The organism is Bacteroides sp. (assembly GCF_028690125.1).
Classification (GTDB): Bacteria; Bacteroidota; Bacteroidia; order Bacteroidales; family Bacteroidaceae; genus Bacteroides.
This window is the reverse complement of sequence record NZ_JAQVBV010000030.1, coordinates 40,143-57,685: the sequence shown is the minus strand read 5'-3', so window position 1 is coordinate 57,685 and position 17,543 is coordinate 40,143. Positions and strand designations below refer to the sequence as shown.

16 protein-coding genes are annotated in these 17,543 nt (G+C 37.9%); 8 read left to right on the top strand and 8 right to left on the bottom strand.

Annotation, left to right across the window (positions count from 1 at the left end):
• Nucleotides 1-134: 134 nt before the first annotated feature.
• Nucleotides 135-581 carry a MarR family winged helix-turn-helix transcriptional regulator gene (locus PHO71_RS17715; RefSeq protein ID WP_300205867.1) on the bottom strand — a complete coding sequence of 149 codons (447 nt, stop codon included), beginning with the start codon at nt 579-581 and terminating at the stop codon, nt 135-137.
• 159 nt (nt 582-740) lie between these two features.
• On the opposite strand from PHO71_RS17715, the gene rpsF reads away from it, so the two are divergent.
• Genes rpsF through rplI form a run of 3 tightly spaced genes read left to right on the top strand, consistent with a single transcriptional unit; the run spans nt 741 to nt 1,818 of the window.
• Nucleotides 741-1,085 carry a 30S ribosomal protein S6 gene (gene rpsF / locus PHO71_RS17710; RefSeq protein ID WP_077153229.1) on the top strand — a complete coding sequence of 115 codons (345 nt, stop codon included), beginning with the start codon at nt 741-743 and terminating at the stop codon, nt 1,083-1,085.
• Nucleotides 1,086-1,087: 2 nt separating this feature from the next.
• The gene (gene rpsR, locus PHO71_RS17705; RefSeq protein WP_004307964.1) at nt 1,088-1,360 is read left to right on the top strand and encodes a 30S ribosomal protein S18; all 273 of its coding nucleotides are present in this window, start codon (nt 1,088-1,090) and stop codon (nt 1,358-1,360) included.
• A 14-nt stretch (nt 1,361-1,374) separates the two neighbouring features.
• On the top strand, nt 1,375-1,818 hold the full coding sequence (gene rplI / locus PHO71_RS17700) for a 50S ribosomal protein L9 (RefSeq protein WP_300205862.1): 444 nt from the start codon (nt 1,375-1,377) through the stop codon (nt 1,816-1,818).
• Nucleotides 1,819-2,094: 276 nt separating this feature from the next.
• Here rplI and PHO71_RS17695 read toward each other — a convergent pair whose 3' ends face one another.
• Together PHO71_RS17695 and PHO71_RS17690 are read right to left on the bottom strand one after the other, a co-directional pair.
• On the bottom strand, nt 2,095-2,316 hold the full coding sequence (locus tag PHO71_RS17695; protein ID WP_300205860.1) for a hypothetical protein: 222 nt from the start codon (nt 2,314-2,316) through the stop codon (nt 2,095-2,097).
• Between the two features lie 158 nt (nt 2,317-2,474).
• Nucleotides 2,475-4,148: a long-chain fatty acid--CoA ligase gene (locus PHO71_RS17690; RefSeq protein ID WP_300205858.1), complete on the bottom strand. Its 1,674-nt coding sequence runs from the start codon at nt 4,146-4,148 to the stop codon at nt 2,475-2,477.
• A 109-nt stretch (nt 4,149-4,257) separates the two neighbouring features.
• Between PHO71_RS17690 and mtaB the strand changes: the two genes are divergently transcribed.
• Genes mtaB through PHO71_RS17670 form a run of 4 tightly spaced genes read left to right on the top strand, consistent with a single transcriptional unit; the run spans nt 4,258 to nt 8,031 of the window.
• On the top strand, nt 4,258-5,574 hold the full coding sequence (mtaB, locus tag PHO71_RS17685) for a tRNA (N(6)-L-threonylcarbamoyladenosine(37)-C(2))-methylthiotransferase MtaB (protein ID WP_300205857.1): 1,317 nt from the start codon (nt 4,258-4,260) through the stop codon (nt 5,572-5,574).
• 4 nt (nt 5,575-5,578) lie between these two features.
• Nucleotides 5,579-6,472: a lysophospholipid acyltransferase family protein gene (locus tag PHO71_RS17680; RefSeq protein ID WP_300205855.1), complete on the top strand. Its 894-nt coding sequence runs from the start codon at nt 5,579-5,581 to the stop codon at nt 6,470-6,472.
• 4 nt (nt 6,473-6,476) lie between these two features.
• Nucleotides 6,477-7,526: a glycosyltransferase family 2 protein gene (locus tag PHO71_RS17675; RefSeq protein WP_300205853.1), complete on the top strand. Its 1,050-nt coding sequence runs from the start codon at nt 6,477-6,479 to the stop codon at nt 7,524-7,526.
• Nucleotides 7,510-8,031: a methylglyoxal synthase gene (locus PHO71_RS17670; protein WP_300205851.1), complete on the top strand. Its 522-nt coding sequence runs from the start codon at nt 7,510-7,512 to the stop codon at nt 8,029-8,031. Before PHO71_RS17675 ends, PHO71_RS17670 begins: the two co-directional genes overlap by 17 nt.
• 368 nt (nt 8,032-8,399) lie before the next feature.
• Here the strand turns inward: PHO71_RS17670 and PHO71_RS17665 are convergent, their stop codons facing one another.
• Both PHO71_RS17665 and folB read right to left on the bottom strand, forming a co-directional pair.
• Nucleotides 8,400-8,777 carry a hypothetical protein gene (locus PHO71_RS17665; protein WP_300205849.1) on the bottom strand — a complete coding sequence of 126 codons (378 nt, stop codon included), beginning with the start codon at nt 8,775-8,777 and terminating at the stop codon, nt 8,400-8,402.
• A gap of 346 nt (nt 8,778-9,123) precedes the next feature.
• Nucleotides 9,124-9,492: a dihydroneopterin aldolase gene (gene folB, locus PHO71_RS17660; RefSeq protein WP_300205847.1), complete on the bottom strand. Its 369-nt coding sequence runs from the start codon at nt 9,490-9,492 to the stop codon at nt 9,124-9,126.
• A 90-nt stretch (nt 9,493-9,582) separates the two neighbouring features.
• Between folB and PHO71_RS17655 the strand changes: the two genes are divergently transcribed.
• On the top strand, nt 9,583-10,566 hold the full coding sequence (locus tag PHO71_RS17655) for a hypothetical protein (protein WP_300205845.1): 984 nt from the start codon (nt 9,583-9,585) through the stop codon (nt 10,564-10,566).
• Here PHO71_RS17655 and PHO71_RS17650 read toward each other — a convergent pair.
• From PHO71_RS17650 to PHO71_RS17640, 3 genes are all read right to left on the bottom strand, one after another.
• Complete coding sequence (locus PHO71_RS17650) at nt 10,531-11,565, bottom strand: acyltransferase family protein (RefSeq protein WP_300205843.1); 1,035 nt, start codon at nt 11,563-11,565, stop codon at nt 10,531-10,533. The genes PHO71_RS17655 and PHO71_RS17650 overlap by 36 nt on opposite strands.
• Before the next feature lie 339 nt (nt 11,566-11,904).
• Entirely contained in the window at nt 11,905-14,586 is a 2,682-nt protein-coding gene (locus PHO71_RS17645) for a 4-alpha-glucanotransferase (RefSeq protein WP_300205841.1), read from the bottom strand.
• A gap of 132 nt (nt 14,587-14,718) precedes the next feature.
• Nucleotides 14,719-17,262, bottom strand: a complete 2,544-nt coding sequence (locus PHO71_RS17640) for an adenosylcobalamin-dependent ribonucleoside-diphosphate reductase (RefSeq protein ID WP_300205890.1) — start codon at nt 17,260-17,262, stop codon at nt 14,719-14,721.
• Nucleotides 17,263-17,543: the final 281 nt, after the last annotated feature.

Below are 17,543 nucleotides of genomic sequence, written 5' to 3'. Positions count from 1 at the left end.
GTTATTTAATAACAATTCATTTATTAGTCACAAATTAAAGCATAATTCTTCAACGGGCGAAATAAATTAGGTAAAAAATCCATTATTGAGACCGATTTAGTGGATTTTATGAATTATATGATTTATTATTCAGGTTAATCTTTCGTATTAAAGAAAACTTTTTTCAGCACTTCCTGACCGATACTTAACTCATCGAGAGTGATGCCTTGAAGAGCTTCTTTTAGTGTTTGTCCCGCAATGATACGTGCTTTTTCTTCTAACTCTTTTCCGTCTTTAGTAAGGTGAATGAGATTTGTCCGACGATCTTTTTTGTCTGAAATCCGTACTACCAGATGTTGCCGTTCCATATTATCTATGAGGCGGGTCATGCTGGGCTTATCTTTAAAAGTTGCATTGCACAACTCTTGTTGAGTAACACCATCTTTTTCCCATAAGAAAATCAATACAGTCCATTGTTCTGGGCTGATTTCCAGTCCATTCTGACGAAAATTACGATATAGCTTCCGATTTATGGCTGCGGAAACTTTACCATTTAATATGGCAAAAATAAGCCGGATGTCAAAGTTAAATTGCTCTATCATGAAATTATTGTTTAAACAACCTTGCAAAGGTAAACTACTTCTTGGATAATTCCTAAAGTAGGGTATAAAAAAAGATTAAAAATTTGTAGTTCAAAATAAAATGCCTAACTTTGCACCCGCATTTAAAATAAAATAATTTATTTATTTAATTAAACGAGTATGAATCAATACGAAACCGTTTTCATTTTAACTCCCGTTTTATCTGATGTTCAGATGAAGGAAGCGGTAGAAAAATTCAAAGGCATTCTTCAAGAAGAAGGTGCTGAGATTATCAATGAAGAGAACTGGGGACTGAAAAAATTGGCTTATCCGATTGAGAAGAAGTCTACAGGATTCTATCAGCTGATTGAGTTCAATGCAGATCCTACTGTGATTGACAAGTTGGAACTAAACTTCCGTCGTGATGAACGTGTAATCCGTTTCTTGACTTTCAGAATGGATAAGTATGCTGCAGAATATGCTGCTAAGAGAAGAAGTGTTAAATCAAACAAAAAGGAGGATTAATCATGGCACAACAAGTTCAATCAGAAATCAGATATTTAACTCCGCCCTCAGTAGACGTTAAGAAGAAAAAATATTGCCGTTTCAAAAAGAGCGGTATTAAGTACATTGACTACAAAGATCCTGAATTTTTGAAGAAATTCTTGAATGAACAGGGTAAAATCCTTCCGCGTCGTATCACAGGTACTTCTTTGAAGTTCCAACGTCGTATCGCGCAGGCTGTGAAGAGAGCTCGTCACTTGGCATTGTTGCCATATGTAACTGACATGATGAAATAAGAAGGAGGAAAAGTATGGAAATTATATTAAAAGAAGACGTAGTAAACTTGGGTTATAAGAATGATATCGTAAACGTTAAGTCTGGTTACGGTCGTAATTACTTAATCCCGACGGGAAAAGCTATCATCGCTTCTCCTTCTGCAAAGAAAATGTTGGCTGAAGAGCTGAAGCAACGTGCTCATAAACTTGAGAAAATCAAGAAAGATGCTGAGGCTATGGCTGCTAAGTTGGAAGGTGTATCTTTGACTATTGCAACTAAAGTGAGCTCAACTGGTACTATTTTTGGTTCTGTTGGTAATATTCAGATTGCTGAAGCTTTGGCTAAATTAGGTCATGAAGTAGACAGAAAGATCATCGTTGTGAAAGACGCTGTGAAAGAAATCGGTAACTACAAAGCTGTTGTAAAATTGCATAAGGAGGTTTCTGTAGAAATTCCTTTTGAAGTAGTAGCTGAATAATTTTTATCGAAAGATATTTAAAAGCGGTTTATCCTGTTTCAGGGTAAACCGCTTTTCTTATTTTTGCCATAAGTTTTGTAATAGTTTATATGGGAAGCCTGATGGAATTTTTGGGGGAAGAATAATTAAGTAGTGTGATTCTTTTTATGATATTGGACTAATGCATTTTTATTTTTATAAATTATATTTTCTTTTATGTATAAAAATAAAGGCATAAAAAAAGTCTGTGCATACTTTCGTATGTCAGACTTTCAATTCTCTCTAAGTAGTTTCTTATTATTCAGCTACTATAGTTTCAGTTACTGTCAAGCTATCAGTTGCAGTTGTATCAGCTTCTGCTGCTGCAGCTGCTTCAGCTGCTGCTGCTTCTACTGCTGCGATTGAGTCAGCAATACGGATAGAATCTTGTTGAGCTTTCTGAGCGTCAGCTGCTTTGTTACCACATGATGCGAATGATACTGCTGCGATAGCTACTGCCATCAAAACTAATTTTTTCATTTTCTTTGCTTTTTAAAACGTAATACAATCAATTGCTTTATTAAAACGATGCAAAGGTATGTACTTTTTCAATATGTTGTTCTCGAAAACCCAACTTTTTTTATATTTTTTTTCGAAGATAGGTGCTTTTCTCTCTTAAAGCTATGTTTTACAACATATTAATCAACTGTGATGCTGTTGTATAGATATCTTTTGATACTACGTTTTGGAGTCTTTTCAAATTCAGTAGGATAGAGTTGAATCTGGCTGATCTTTTCGTAGGTAGCTACACTATTATTCAGGCTTTTGAGATTCTCATCCATAATTGTTTTCAGATTGTCTGGATTGTTTAGTCCGAGAGAATCCAAAGCTTCGTAATCAGCATAGACTAGAGCTACTAATTTTTTATTTCGTTCAATGACAAGACTCTCAAGAATAAACGGAAGATTATTAAGTTTGGCTTCCAATTCTTCTGGAAAGATATTCTGTCCGCTTGAACTTAAAATCATACTTTTAAGTCGGCCGCGAATGAAAATGTTTCCATTGACGTCTATTGTCCCAAGGTCTCCTGTGCATAACCAACCATCTTCAGTGAAGACTTCGTCAGTAGCTTCCTGGTTTTTATAATATCCCACCATCACGTTTTCGCCTCGAACTTGAATTTCTCCAATTTCAGCTTCAGCATTCTCCTTATATATACGTGCTTCCATGATATCCAATATTTTTCCCGAAGAACCTAGTACAAATTCATTCCAGGGAGCATAGCTGATGAGCGGTCCGCATTCTGTCATTCCGTATCCGATAGTGAATGGGAATTTAATTCTGTAGAAAAATTCTTCTACTTCTTCATTCATTGCTGCGCCGCCGATGATGATTTCTTTGAAACGTCCACCCAAGGCGTCAATCAATTTCTTGCGTATTTGGTTATAGATTTGGGTATCGAGTAGAGGGATATTCAATGCCCATTTCATTCCTTTTTTGTTGATGAGAGGTTGAATAATATTCTTGTATATTTTCTCGATAACCAATGGAACAGTGATAATAAGGTTTGGTTTCACCTCTTCAAAAGCCTTCATGATAATTTTAGGAGAAGGTGTTTTCCCCAGTAGGGTGACATGGGTGCCGACGGCTGTTGCGGTCAGGAAGTCGAAAGCACAGCCATAGGCATGTGCTAGTGGAAGGAAGGAGAGGACTTTATCTCCTTTTTTTAATAGTTCGGTCCGGATGCCGAAAGTAACATTGCCGGCAAGGTTGTTTCCAGTCAGCATTACACCTTTACTGAAACCTGTTGTTCCGGAAGTATAGTTTAGGAGCATTACTTTGTCGTTGGACAGAGTAGTATATTGAACATTATCCTGTGTGAAACCTTTCGGATAATTGATGTGCATCTCATTATCAAGGTTCTTTAGAAACTTCTGTATGGTTTCTCCATCCCGTTGATAAAGGCAACGAAAATCCGTCAGGGAGAAAACTCCACGCAGTCCGGTTAGCTTTTCTTCTTCCAGATTTTCCCAAATGCTGTCGCTGGTAAACAGAAAGATGGACTCAGAATGATTAACGATATGATGAACATCGTTTGGGGTGAAATCTTGCAGGATAGGTACGACAATTGCACCGTAAGTAATTGTTGCCATATAGGCTATGCACCAATGGGCGTTATTTTTGCCGATCACCGATATTTTATCTCCTCTACGGAGGCTGCAATGCTTGAATAACAGATGCAGGTGCGCAATTTTTTCAGCTACTTCACCGTAGGTATACTTAGTATCTTCACCATAATCGGTATAACAGGGTAAATCCCAATTCTCACGAAAACTATTCTCATATAGTTTAATGAAATTCTCTTTAATCATTGCACGTTTTTTAGTAAATTGTGCAAAAATAGGAATAAACTTTTGTATCCTCAAGTGTTTTACTAATAATAATGTGTAACTTTGCACGAAATATGCGTTAAAACAGATTATGATAGATACCACTGTATTTCAAAATAAGACAGCCGTATATTATACATTAGGCTGTAAATTGAATTTTTCAGAGACTTCAACTATCGGTAAAATCCTGCGTGAAGCAGGAATCCGGACTGCGCGTAAAGGAGAAAAAGCAGATATTTGTGTGGTTAATACTTGTTCAGTGACCGAGATGGCAGATAAGAAATGCCGTCAGGCAATTCATCGGTTGGTGAAACAGCATCCCGATGCCTTTGTTGTGGTGACCGGCTGTTATGCACAGTTGAAGCCCGGTGATGTGGCAAAGATAAAAGGTGTTGATGTGGTGTTGGGTGCCGAACAAAAGAATGATTTGTTGCAGTATCTGGGTGATTTGCATAAGCATGAAGAAGGAGAAGCAATCACTACCACTACAAAGGATATTCGTTCGTTTGCACCATCTTGTTCGAGAGGGGATCGTACCCGCTTTTTCTTAAAAGTACAGGATGGTTGCGATTATTTCTGTTCGTATTGCACCATACCTTTAGCACGTGGACGTAGCCGTAACGGTACTATTGCCTCGATGGTGAAGCAGGCAGAACTGGCTGCTGCGGAAGGAGGAAAAGAAATAGTACTGACGGGGGTTAATATCGGAGATTTTGGTAAGACTACCGGAGAATCTTTTTTTGATTTGTTGAAGGCATTGGATCGGGTAGAGGGTATCGAACGTTATCGAATTTCATCTATTGAACCTAATTTGCTAACAGATGAAATCATAGAATTTGTGGCTCAATCCTGTCGGTTTATGCCTCATTTTCATATTCCGTTGCAATCCGGTAGCGATGAAGTATTGAAATTAATGCGCCGTCGTTATGATACAGCTCTTTTTGCTTCGAAAGTAAAGAAGATAAAAGAGGTGATGCCGGATGCGTTTATCGGCGTGGACGTAATTGTGGGTACCCGTGGGGAGACCGAAGAATATTTTGAACAAGCTTATAAATTTATTGCGGGACTGGATGTGACGCAGTTGCACGTGTTCAGTTATTCCGAACGTCCCGGAACACAGGCTTTGAAGATAGAACATATTGTTTCGCCTGAAGAGAAACATCAACGTAGCCAGCGACTTTTGAATCTTTCGGATGAAAAGACGCAAGCTTTCTATATACGGTATATTGGGCAGACGCTGTCTGTGTTGATGGAAAAATCGAAGGTTGGTAATCCGATGCATGGATTTACGGAAAATTATATTCGTGTAGAAGTGGCAACAGATGATTCGCTCGATAATCAGGTACTCTCTGTTCGTTTGGGAGATTTTAATGAAGATAAGACAGCGCTTAAAGGTGTAATTCTGTAGGATAATGAAATCTAGAGTAGTCTATTGGTTGGTATATGCCGTCATGTGGTTGTTTTCGGCACTTCCGTTCAAAGTATTGTATGTGCTTTCGGATTTCAATTATTGGTTAATGTATTATGCCGGAAGATATCGGCGTAAAGTTGTTCGGGATAATCTAAAAAAGTCTTTTCCGGATAAGAGCGATGCAGAGCGGTTGCAGATTGAACGCAATTTTTATCGGTATCTTTCGGATTATATGCTCGAGGATTTGAAAATGTTGCATATGTCGGCGGAGGACCTTTACCGGAGAATGACTTATAAGAATACAGAACAATATTTGGAATTGACAGAGAAATTTGGAGGCATTATTGTGATGATTCCTCACTATGCCAATTATGAATGGTTGATCGGTATGGGAGCGGTAATGAAACCGGGGGATGTGCCGATACAAGTATATAAACCTCTGAGAGATAAATATCTGAATGAGTTGTTCAAACGAATTCGTTCCCGTTTCAGGGGTTATAATATTCCGAAACATTCTACGGCACGTGAAATTATCAGACTAAAGCGCGAAGGAAAAAAAATGGTAGTCGGATTGATTACCGACCAATGGCCTAGCGGAAGTGAAAAGTACTGGACTCGTTTTTTGGGGCAGGAGACTGCTTTCTTGAACGGAGCGGAACGTATTGCTAAAATGATGAACTTTCCTGTCTTTTATTGTGAACTGACAAAGACCCGCAGAGGATATTGTGAGGCAGAGTTTAAGTTGATGACAGACAATCCTAAAGAAACTGCTGAAGGGGAAATCACGGAAATGTTTGCCCATTACCTTGAAGAGACGCTTCGTCGGGAGCCGGCTTATTGGCTATGGTCTCATAAGCGTTGGAAGGCTTCGAAATCAGAATGTGAGAGGAACTGAAATAATGAAAGTATCGGTTGTTATTTTGAATTGGAACGGATGCGATATGCTCCGTAATTTTCTTCCATCCGTTGTCCGGTATTCAGAAGGAGAGGGGATAGAGGTATGTGTGGCTGATAACGGTTCTACAGATGTTTCAGTAGAAATGCTTCGGAAAGAGTTTCCATCTGTCAGGACGATTTTATTGGAACATAATCATGGTTTTGCTGATGGTTATAATCAGGCTTTGCAGCAAGTAGAATCGGAATATGTGGTTCTTTTAAATTCTGATGTTGAGGTGACTGAACATTGGCTTGAGCCTATGATTGATTATTTGGATAACCATCCGGAAGTAGCGGCTTGCCAACCTAAAATACGTAGCCAACGACAGAAAGAATATTTTGAATATGCCGGAGCGGCAGGTGGATTTATGGATAAATATGGTTATCCTTTCTGCCGTGGGCGTATTTTGGGAGTAGTTGAAAAAGATGAGGGACAGTATAATACGATGATCCCTATTTTCTGGGCTACAGGTGCAGCTTTGTTTATTCGCCATACGGATTATCAAGAGGCAGGTGGGCTGGACGGACGTTTCTTTGCTCATATGGAAGAAATTGATTTGTGTTGGCGTTTACGTTCCCGTAGTCGGAAAATTGTTTGCATTCCCCAAAGCGTAGTATATCATGTGGGAGGAGCTACGCTGAAAAAAGAGAATCCTCGTAAGACCTTCCTCAATTTTCGTAATAATCTTGTCATGCTTTACAAGAATCTTCCGGAGACAGAGTTAAATAAAGTGATGCGTGTCCGGGTATGGTTAGACTATGTGGCTGCACTTGTTTTTCTATTAAAAGGACAGTTGGATAATGCACGTGCCGTAATCCAAGCACGAAAAGAATATAAACGTATTTGTTATTCTTTTTCTTCTTCTCGTGAAGAAAATATTAGAAAAAATTTACTGAAACCGATACCTGAACAAATAAAAAGTAGTATCTTGTGGCAGTTTTATGTGAGAGGATGTAAGCGTTTCTCTCAATTGTCGGATTTAAAAGGATTACAAAATGGAACCAAAGGCTAGAAGAGGCATCGGGCTGGTTGCACATGATGCTATGAAGAAAGACCTCATTGAATGGGTTTTGTGGAATTCAGAATTATTGATGGGGCATAAATTTTATTGTACAGGTACTACAGGTACTTTGATAGTGGAAGCATTGAAAGAGAAACATCCGGAAGTGGAATGGGATTTCACTATTTTGAAGTCTGGTCCATTGGGAGGTGACCAACAAATGGGGTCTCGAATCGTGGAAGGACAGATTGATTATCTTTTCTTTTTTACTGATCCAATGACATTGCAACCACATGATACGGATGTGAAAGCATTGACACGTTTGGCGGGTGTGGAAAATATTATATTCTGTTGTAACCGCTCGACGGCAGATCATATCATTTCCAGTCCGTTGTTTATGGACCCTGCTTATGAGCGTACTCACCCTGATTATTCTGGTTATACGAAACGATTCCAAGGTAAACCTGTGGTAACGGAGGCTGTGGAATCTGTAAATAAAAGGAAGAGGAAAAAATAAGTTTGAGGCAGTGCTCAGATTATATGCTGTTTGAATTGGAATATTATTTTCTCTCTCATATATTATGTGAGAAGTATCTGCCATCTGTAACAAAATGGTAATTAACGTTTTGATTCTTAAGAAAGTAAAGGTGCAGCAGATAGATGCTGTCTGAAAAGTGATTGTATACTATCATTTTGCTCTGTCATCCTGAGCGAAGCCGAAGGATCGGCTATTTAATGTATCAAAAAAGAGATTTTTCACTCCGTTCAGAATGACAGAATGGTATTACAGACTATTTGGAGAGAATTTAGAATTCAGTTCCTATCTGTTTTTTCATCCTAAATACATATGTGATTGTTAATGTATTGTAATTGAGAGCATTATATTTAATGTGTGTGTATGTGTTTGCCCGATGCGGTAATAATCAATCCACCATTATCACTCACTACCATTTCGATTGTTCCCTCCGGTGTAGTAATGAGTGAACCTTGTTTTATTAGTTGGTGGCCGTCTGTAGTTATTCGTATTCCAGAGGATGTATCCTCTTTTTTATCTTCAGTCGTCTTTATTTTTTTGATGCAGTTGTCATCATCCGTATCATAACGACTACTCATATTAACTACCTTATCATTAACAAACCAGACCTTAACTATTTTGGGAACTGCCCATACTTTATGATAGTAAAACTCCAAGCTTTTACCTTTATCATTAAAATTCCGAAGCTTAGGAATACCTAAAATAGCTATAACTTCATTAGGAGACATCCCACGTTGTATATTATTCAGTTCTCTAAAACTGCTTTTACTTGTATGGCAACTGCTGAATACTACTATGACTATCAGAGGAATTGCCTATTACCGTATGCTTTTATCTTTGTTATTTTTAGAAGATAGCTTTTAACTATGAAACCAAAAAATCCAATATATGTAACCAAAAATGTGTATATGGGAGAGTATCTGATTTGATATGTTATGTGACGAAAATATTGTTATCACACCGCCTTCACAGCTTTCCGTCACACTATTAATCATTTTTTTTAGATAGTTAAGGTTAAAAATGTAGTGGTGACGGATAGCTAATCAAAATAAGATGTGAAGAGAAGTAGGGAGATTATCTGCTGCAAAGTAAGGTGACTCCGGCTACATCTATATCGGCTCCCATCGGAGGATTTCGTTTAGAAAGGCTGATTTCTAACTCTTCAATGCAAGGAAATACTACGAAAAGTTTTGAGGCAATTCGTCCGCATACGTGTTCCAGTAGTTTGGAAGGTATGGACATTTCATTTTTTATCACTTCATATACTTCGGCATAATTAACTGTATCCAGAACCTCATCTGTTGTGCTCGCTTGGCTAATGTCTACTTTTAGTTTCAAATTTATAATATATTCATTCCCGATAAGATTCTCTTGTGCTGCTACGCCATGATAAGCGTAACAACGGACGTTTTCTAAAAAGATATGGCTACTGTTTATTTTCATAATTTTTTTATTTCTGTGGAAGTAAAGGTAAAGCTTTATTTCTTTTTATAGAACATTTTCACTATTTTTGTTCGCTAATAATATAATTCTATGGGACTGAAGGACTTTATAAAATCAGATTTGAACAATTTGTTATATCGTGAATATAGGCTGAATCGGAAGGTGAAAAAACATTTGTCTCCTTACTATAGTGAACAGGCTCCTGCCGGAAAGAATGAGAAGAAAATAATTATTTTCATGGCCGACGGACGCAAAAGGCATGGTGGATTGGCAGATCGTCTTCGCGGCATAGTTTCGACATATAAGTATTGTTTGGAACATAATCTGGAGTTTCGTATTCATTTTACAAGTCCTTTTGAATTAAGAGATTTGCTAGTTCCCAATGCATATGATTGGGAAATTCGTGATGATGAGATTTCTTATAACTCATCCTTTTCACTTCCTGTATATATTGATTCGAGTCATTACCCGGAGGCTGATATGATCTTTCAGCGTAAGATGGCGGAAAAAATGTTAAGTAAGGATTATAAGCAGATTCATGTATATACAAATATGTATTTTGCAGATGATGAATTCGGATATTTGTTCAGCCAACTTTTTAAGCCGGCCCCTGTCTTACAAATGTGGATTGATGAGAATTTGTCTAAACTTGGAAACCATTACATTTCATTGAGTTTTCGTTTCCAGAACTTGTTTGGTGACTTTGCCGATGGAAGTACTGTTTATTCACAAGAAGAACAGAAAGCATTACTTGATAAGTGTATAGCAAAAATTCAGTCTTTGCATGATGCACATCCCCAAGTAAATAAGATATTGGTAACGGCTGATAGTGAACATTTTCTCAAAGAAATAGCGAAAATGGATTTTGTCTATTTGCTTCCGGGCAGAGTAGGACATATGGACCACGGATCAGAGCAGGGTATTGCTGTACATATGAAAACATTCCTCGACTTCTTTGTATTGTCACATTCTAAAAAGATCTATTTGCTAGTGACTGGTAAAATGTATAAAAGTGGTTTTGCTAAAAGAGCTGCAAAACTACAAGGAGTTCCTTTTGTGGAAGTTAATTTTTAGTAAGTCTTTTTGTGCTACTAACTGTGGCATTACTTTTAGAATAACAGGAGTCAGTAGGAAGCAGATAAATAGCGTCAGTAACAATAGTAGAATAGCCTGTACCCAACTATTATGAATATAATGTCCCAGTAATGGACTGACGAAGTGTAAGATAGGAGCATGGATACTGAGTGTGATAATTGAATATCGTCCTAAATATGAAATCACAGCCAACCTTTTTATTTTCTTACATAACAACATAATTATGAATATTCCGGCAAAAGCCGCGATATACACTTCGAAAAAATTTCCCGGGTAATTGTTAGTACGCATGCCAATGGAAGTAGCAGTGAAGTACATCACGACTAATGCTGATAATATAAAGACAGGAATGACTTTGTCAAAACGATGATGAGGAAAGAGAAAGAAGTTGTATCGTCGAATCCAGAAACCGGCAACATAGAATGGCAATGCTGTCATGGCGACATCCAGATACATAGGAAGTACGATTTGCTGTTTTCCCAGATAAAATCCGATGCCCCCTATTAGCAAAGTTGATAAAAACATGATAGATAAATGTTTGTCACGTAGAAAGTGGATAAAATAGAATACTATGTTGCAATTGAATAAGGCAATCAGAAACCAGAGCGGAGGATTGAATCGAATGAGATCATGTCCATCAAAAACAATCAGCAATTCTTTCCATAATACAGGAAGATGGAATGTTTCGGGAGCTATTTTCCAAACAATATATTTTAGGAGAAATGAACTTAAATAGAAAAAGGCAAAGGGGATGATTAGTTTGTTTATTTTTCTAATAACAAAGCCAAACAATCCTTCATAGGATTTAAAGAAAATACCTGAAATAAAGAAGTAGAGAGGCATACGGAAACATGATAACATGGAATTATAATCAAGCTGATCGAAAGCTCCCCCAATATGTGACATAACTACTAGGATGATACAAATTCCTTTCGTTAGATCCACAAAATCAATGCGTTCGTGTTTCTTGTCTCCCATTAAGTTTCCCTTTGTTTTGTTTCAGTTGCAAAGATACTTGATTAATTGGGAATAAATATGAAATGGAAGAAAATAAATGATTTAGATTGTCTGCATTAATTTGTGCATTATGATTATTTCTGATATTTATCTCGTCAGGAAAAATTAAAAAATTGTATGGAATGAATAAGAGATTACTTAGAGTGAAATAGGAGTGAGACTGGAACTATTTAAAGTGCAAGTTTCGTAAAATTCATGTATTTTAAAATATATGAATTTTACGAAACTCGAACCTATAAAATACTTAATACTGATTTGTAAGCACTTCCTGTAAGTTTAATGTAATGATTGCCTTATATTTTACTTCTTTGGATTTCTACCTGTGTATTTAATGAGTTCACATATTTTCTTATTAAGTTCATCGGCTGTCATCAGTTGCTCTAAAGTGATATTCATGCGATAACGCCAATAATTTCGAGGGTTGGACGGTATATTAATCCGTTCTTCTTCCACGTTCGGATTTCTCCATTTTCCGTCGATAGACAACCAATCCTGTAAAGATAGAATGCAAAGTAGAGAGTTGCTGCTCAAATGATTACGTACTACTTCTTCACATAGTCCAGGAGCTGCAACAGAAGGAGCTGCACCATAATGCCCCAATATCGAGTTGTAATAGCGTTGTGTTTGCTGGTAATCTTCTTCCCACCAGCCACGTAAAGTAGACATATCATGCGTAGAGATCGTACAAACTGAGCGATACGGGTATTCGTCTAGATGACCGAATTCATACATTGGTTTTTTAGGCATTCGTTGGATTTCAAGACTAAGAATACGAAGATCATTCATGACTGATGCGACACAAGCAGGAATCATCCCAAGGTCTTCTCCGCAAACTAGCATCCGGGTAGATTGAGTAAGCTGTGGCAGCTTTTTCATAGCTTGTTGTTGCCAGAATTCATTGTGACGATGATAGTAATATTGATCGTATAACTTGTTGAAGGCATTCTTTTCTTCTTGATTCAGTGAACGGAAAATAAAATCACGCTGTACACTGATTCGTGGATGATATTTTCCTTCCTCTTTAATGTCCGGAACAAACAAAACGTCACTGATTAATGTATAAAGTCCTTCACGAATCCATACACTGTCTTCATCATTCTTTCCAGTAAAAAACGTTTCTACTTCCCTCTGTGTCCGAAATCCCGGTTTCATAGAATAGATATCAGGGGTATCTGTAGGTTGAATAAATGTTCCTTTTACATATTCAGTATGCGGACCGAATAATTGTCCGAGAAATGATTCGTGAATATAAGGCGACAGATATTCTTTGCGAAAGGGAAAGCCGTAACTTTCAATTTCTTCCCTGCTCATGGGGAGAGAAGGAACGAATTGACCTAATAATCCATGTACAGCATGCATAGGTATTTCCCAGATGCGGAAGAAACCGAGAATGTGGTCAATGCGGTAAGCATCAAAATATTCTGCCATCTTCTGGAAGCGTTTCATCCACCAACGATAGCCATCTTTTTCCATGATATCCCAATTGTATGTAGGGAATCCCCAGTTTTGTCCGTTTACCGAAAAGTCATCGGGAGGAGCTCCTGCCTGTCCGTTGAGATTGAAGTAGTGACGTTCTGTCCATGCTTCAACACTATTGCGGCTAATCCCGATTGGAATATCTCCTTTCAATACAACTCCGTGTTCACGGGCATATTTCGTCGCGGACTGCAATTGCAGGTGCAGATGATATTGAATATAATAATAGAGGGTGATATGTGGATAATCTATTGATTCAGGTTGGCATATCATCTCTATTTCTTGCTGATTGTAAACCGAATATTTAGCCCACTTACGAAAATTAGGAGTCTTGTAAGTGTCTCGCAAATAACTGAATACGGCATAAGGCTGTAGCCATTCTTTGTTAATGCTGAAAAACTCTTTGAAGTTGTTGGAAGCTAATACTTTCTCTCCTTCCTGTTGAAAGATGAGACGGAAAAAATCCCATTTAGCCTGATTGACAGCTTCGTAATCAATAGCCGGTAAGCTATTCAACTCTTTTTGCCGCTTATTGAATTGAGACATAGTGATTTTATCCTTTAATGTTCCCATTTGAGCAATGTCCGCGTACATCGGGTGGAAAGCATAAATGGAAATGCTGTTATAAGGATAAGAATCCGTCCACTTGTGAGTCATAGTTGTATCATTGATGGGCAGAATCTGTATTATCTTTTGGTTGGTACTGACAGCCCAGTCAATCATACCTTTTAGATCACCAAAATCTCCTACGCCAAAACTCTTTTCTGATTTCAGGGAAAAGATGGGTATGGCTATACCTGCTCCTTTCCATACTGGTGTGTCGAAATAGGCATAGCGATCCGAAATAACTAATGTCTCATTGATCTTCAACTCGGGATCGGCAAGATAGCGATTGGGATTGTTCTCCCAGCAATCTGCTCTTTTTTCTCCCTTATGATAAAGAACAAATTTATACTCCAGCGGAAACTTTAATTTGCTTGCATCCAGTTCTATCTGCCATTCAGGAAAATTTGCATCACTCATGAGGACAGCTTGCTCCGGATTCCAATTTCCTAACGCTTTTTGGTTACCGCAGATAGCAAGGCAATATTCATTGTTTATACGTGGAGCATAGGCTTTGATAATCAATCCTTTTTTATAGCCAATAGGAATCTCTGCTTTTAAAGGATGTGCCAATAAAACTTCTGTAAAAGCAGAACTGTAAAAATAGAGTTGTTCGGGGATATTTTTCCAATTGTCATTGATTATGTATTTTTTTTGGGCTACACCCGACAAATGTAGTTGTCGCGGAAAACTGTTCCATTCTTTGCGCGTTACTACTCCATTTTGCTCTATTTGGTAACTATAGCTTATAGTTATTCTTTCATTGGGGACATCGAGTTCAATTTCCGCTGTCCAATATATGCCATCCGTTGTGTGCATGGGGATGGATTCAGGAAACAATCCTGCAATCCTTACTTCTTCCCCCCAGTTGGTGCGGTATTCGATATTAAATGATAGATTCATAAATTAGATTTTGATTCGATATATCTATGAAGGTGCAAGTATAAGATTTTCTTTTTGAATAAAAAATAAAAGGAGCCTTGAAGGACTCCTTTTAACCTTTTGTTTATATATTAATTAACATACATCAGAGGATTATCCACATCTGGAAGCACCACAAGTGGTACAAATCAGACAGCCTTCCTGATAAACCAATGTTTCGTTGCCGCAATTCGGACATTTCTTGCCTCTGGCTTCTGTTCCATCTTGAATGTATTTTTTCAATGCCCGTTCAACGCCATTCTTCCAAGTATTAATGCTTTCGCTGTTCAACTGCAATGAACCGACTAACTTAATCACTTGTTCAATCGGCATCCTGTAACGGAGTACACCGGAAATCAATTTTGCATAGTTCCAGTATTCCTTATTAAATTTCTCTGACAAACCTTCAATCGTTGTTTTATAGCCACGTTTGTTTTCAAATTGAAAGTCGTAACGTTTATTTCCATCTTCATCTACATTCTTGATGATGCGTCCGGAGGTTACGCTCTTTGGCAACAAGATACCTTCGTCGTCATCCTGTAGACCTGTAAAGATCTCATATGGATGACCGTCCAATAATCCGACAAATGCTACCCACTTGTCCTTGTTGTTTTGGAAACGAACGACATCTGCTTCTAATACTCTAGGACGTACTTCTACTACCGTTGGTGGTTTACAAGGAGGAAGTTCTTCTTTCTTGTCTTTATCAGATTTGGTAGAAATTAGTACACCTGAACGTGAACCGTCACGATAAACGGTACATCCTTTACAACCGGATTTCCAAGCTTCCACATATAGACGATTTACTAGATCTTCATCTACATCATTCGGCAGATTGATGGTTACACTGATGGAATGGTCTACCCATTTTTGAATTTTTCCTTGCATCTTCACCTTCATCAACCAATCTACATCGTTGGAAGTGGCTTTATAATAAGGAGATTTGGCAACAAGTTCATCAATTTCTTCCTGAGTATAGTGCTTAGAAGGATTATATCCGTTAGCTTCCATCCATGTCACAAACTTATGGTGGAATACAATATATTCTTCAAATGCGTCACCCGTTTCATCAACGAAATCAATGCGTACATTTGTATCATTTGGATTAACTTTTCTTCTACGTTTGTAAACAGGCAAAAATACCGGTTCAATGCCCGAAGTAGTCTGTGTCATCAAACTGGTAGTACCTGTAGGAGCGATTGTCAGACACGCAATATTACGACGTCCATACTTTTTCATATCTTCATACAGTTCCGGGTCTGCTTCAGCCAGACGTTGAATGAATGGATTATTTTTTTCGCGTTCGCTGTCATAAACTTCAAAAGCACCACGTTCTTTCGCCATTTCTACAGAAGAGCGGTAAGCACCGAGTGCGACAGTCTTATGTACTTTTTCAGAAAACTCTGTAGCTTCTTCTGTGCTGTAACGCAATCCTAATGCTGCAAGCATATCGCCTTCTGCAGTAATTCCTACCCCGGTACGCCGGCCTTGACCACTTTTTTTATAAATCTTTTCCCACAGTACGAGTTCAGCACGTTTCACCTCTTCTGTTTCCGGATCTGCCTCGATTTTGTGCATAATACGCTCAATTTTTTCCAGTTCGAGATCGATAATATCGTCCATAATGCGTTGAGCCAAGGCGACGTGTTTCTTGAAGAGCTCGAAGTCAAAATAAGCATCTGCTTTGAATGGATTTACTACATATGAATATAGATTGATAGCCAACAAGCGGCAGGAATCATATGGACACAATGGTATTTCACCACAAGGGTTAGTAGATACAGTTTTGTAACCTAAATCAGCATAACAATCTGGTACTGATTCGCGGAGGATAGTGTCCCAGAATAATACACCCGGCTCGGCTGATTTCCATGCATTGTGCACAATTTTTTTCCATAATGTAGAAGCATCTATCTCTTTAGTCGTAGTCGGATTGACAGCATCAATCGGATATTGTTGAATATAAGGTTTCCCTTCGACAGCAGCCTGCATGAAAGCATCATCCAATTTTACAGAAACATTGGCTCCGGTTACTTTACCTTCAGTCATCTTTGCATCAATGAAAGCTTCTGAATCCGGATGCTTGATGGAGACACTTAACATCAATGCCCCACGGCGTCCGTCTTGTGCTACTTCACGTGTAGAATTGGAATAACGTTCCATGAAAGGAACAAGGCCTGTAGAAGTAAGTGCTGAGTTTTTAACGGGTGATCCTTTAGGACGGATATGTGACAAGTCATGTCCTACGCCTCCGCGTCTTTTCATCAATTGAACCTGTTCCTCGTCAATTTTAATAATTGCACCATAAGAATCTGCAGAACCATCTACACCGATTACAAAACAATTGGATAACGAAGCTACCTGATAGTCGTTACCTATACCTGTCATTGGGCTTCCCTGAGGAACGATGTATTTGAAATGATCTAGTAAATCATAAAGTTCCTGTGCACTTAAAGCGTTCGAATACTTTGCTTCAATTCGTGCTACTTCATTGGCAATTCTCCAATGCATATCTTCCGGAGACTTCTCGTAAATATTTCCGAAAGAGTCTTTGACTGCGTATTTATTCACCCATACCCTGGCAGCCAACTCGTCACCCTGAAAATATCGTAAAGATTCTTCAAAGGCTTCATCATAAGAATAAATTAGTTTTTCCACGATGCAATGTGTCTTAGATTTCATTATTTTAATAAGTAATTTGTAGAAGCTTACTTATCATTAACAAACGTGGGTGCAAAGCTAAGAATGTTTTTTCATCTATCAAAGTAAAAATGAAATATTTTATTAACAGGTTGCAAGTTTACTGTTTGTTAATGTTAAGTATTTGATTAACAATGAAATTATGTTTTTGTTCAATGCCTAAAGTTCTCCAAAAAGAAAATTAATCTTTTTCATTGATGTGACGAAATAATTTTTTCTTTTTCTATCTTTGCAAAAAA